Source organism: Actinomadura rubrisoli, assembly GCF_004349215.1.
GTDB classification, from domain to species: domain Bacteria; phylum Actinomycetota; class Actinomycetes; order Streptosporangiales; family Streptosporangiaceae; genus Spirillospora; species Spirillospora rubrisoli.
Genome location: NZ_SMKU01000683.1, coordinates 1 through 1,578, shown reverse-complemented (window position 1 = coordinate 1,578; position 1,578 = coordinate 1). Strand labels below are relative to the sequence as shown.

Below are 1,578 nucleotides of genomic sequence, written 5' to 3'. Positions count from 1 at the left end.
CCACCTACCCCCACGGACAACTGTGATCGCCCGCATCGGCGACCTGCCGCCCCTACTCACCGGAGAACAGACCCTCCATGTCTGACAAGCCCCCCACCATCCGCGTCGGCACCTACAACCTGTTCAAGGGCGGCGTGGCCGGCCTCGCCGACCACGACCGGGCCGCCGAATTCGGCTGTCCTGGCCTCGACACCACACGCCTGCGCGATCAGCTCGCGATGCTGTCGCGGCTCAACCTGGATTTCCTGGGCCTCCAAGAGGCCACCTGGGGCGCGCACTCGCCCGACCTGATGAACTTTGTCGCCGACGAGCTCGGGATGTTCCCCTGTTGCGTGGGTCCCTCGAACTTCTACGGCTGCGACCTGGCGGCCTTCGTACGGCAAAACGACCACCTCACCGTCGAGGACGTCACCCACCTGAACGGCCCGCCGTTCGTCCACGGCCTCACCAACATCAAGCTCGCCATCGACGGGCACCCCCGGCCCGTGCACTTCCTGGTCGGCCACTCAGCCCCAAGCTCACCAGGCGCGCGCCTCCTGGAAGCCGAAACGGTCACCGTCCACCGGGACCTGGACGTGATCTACGTGGCCGACTTCAACGCAGCCGCCATCGACGACAACCCCGACACCACCGGCCTGGACCCCTACAAGACCGCCAAGAAACTCATCACCGCCCCCGCACAGGAACTGGCCGCAGCGGGCTTCGGCGACATCGGCCACATCTGGGGCGACCGCACCCCCACCGTGGGGCACGGCACCGACAAACTCGCCTACCGGTGTGACCGGATCCTGACGACGCTGCCCGCCGCGTGGATCACCGGGTACGGCGTCGAGACCGGCGCCGACCACCTCAGCGACCACCGGGCCGTCTGGGCAGAACTCACCCTCACCGACCAATTCCAGGAGCAGCACCATGAGCACCTTTAACCGGCTGCGTGGACGACGCGGCCGCGCCAGAAGCGGATGGCATGACGAGCCTTTCCCGCCGGCGAGCGGCGCCATCCTGGATGACCGGGACGCCCGGCGGCTGCTGGCCCCGGCGATGGCCAACCCCTCGACCATATGGGCCTACGCCAGCGCGGCGGCCACCCCCGGGACCGCGCCCGTCGACGAAATCCTGTGCGTCGAGACCGGCGGCGTCGAGATGGCCGTGGTGTGGGTCCGCCACCACCGGTCCTACACCGGCGCCACCGGACACCTGATCGGCGGCACCGGCCACCACCACTTGATCCTGCTGCGGCGCTGGGAACACCTGGTATTCGAACTAGCCGACCTGATCGAGCACCGCCCCCCGACACCACCGGCCGACGCCCGGCACGCCCGGTTCGACGTCGTACAGGCGGCTCATCTGCGGTGGGTGGCCGGCTACGGCGTGGCCGTCAACCTGGGCGGACTCGCCCGCGACACCATCCGCGACATCGACGACGACCACGACAACAACTTCGACGACGGACCGGACGACGAGCCGGACGACGGGAGCGGCCACGATCTGGGCGACCTGTCCCCGGGCGCTACCACCCTGGACGGGCCCGCCGCCCTGATCCCACCCGGCTGGGACCTTCACGGCTGGGACCACACC

2 protein-coding genes are annotated in these 1,578 nt (G+C 69.4%); both read left to right on the top strand.

Annotation, left to right across the window (positions count from 1 at the left end; genetic code table 11):
* The first annotated feature begins 77 nt into the window (after positions 1–77).
* Positions 78–926 (top strand): endonuclease/exonuclease/phosphatase family protein, encoded by an 849-nt coding sequence (locus E1298_RS46835; RefSeq protein WP_131903787.1) that lies wholly within the window; start codon positions 78–80, stop codon positions 924–926.
* Positions 913–1,578: hypothetical protein (locus E1298_RS46830; RefSeq protein ID WP_131903786.1), on the top strand; the 666-nt coding region annotated here is incomplete at its 3' end. The genes E1298_RS46835 and E1298_RS46830, both read left to right, overlap by 14 nt.

Bases quoted from the DNA above. Each gene is read 5' to 3' on its own strand.
- E1298_RS46835 (WP_131903787.1), top strand. From the start codon at position 78: ATGTCTGACAAGCCCCCCACCATCCGCGTCGGCACCTACAACCTGTTC.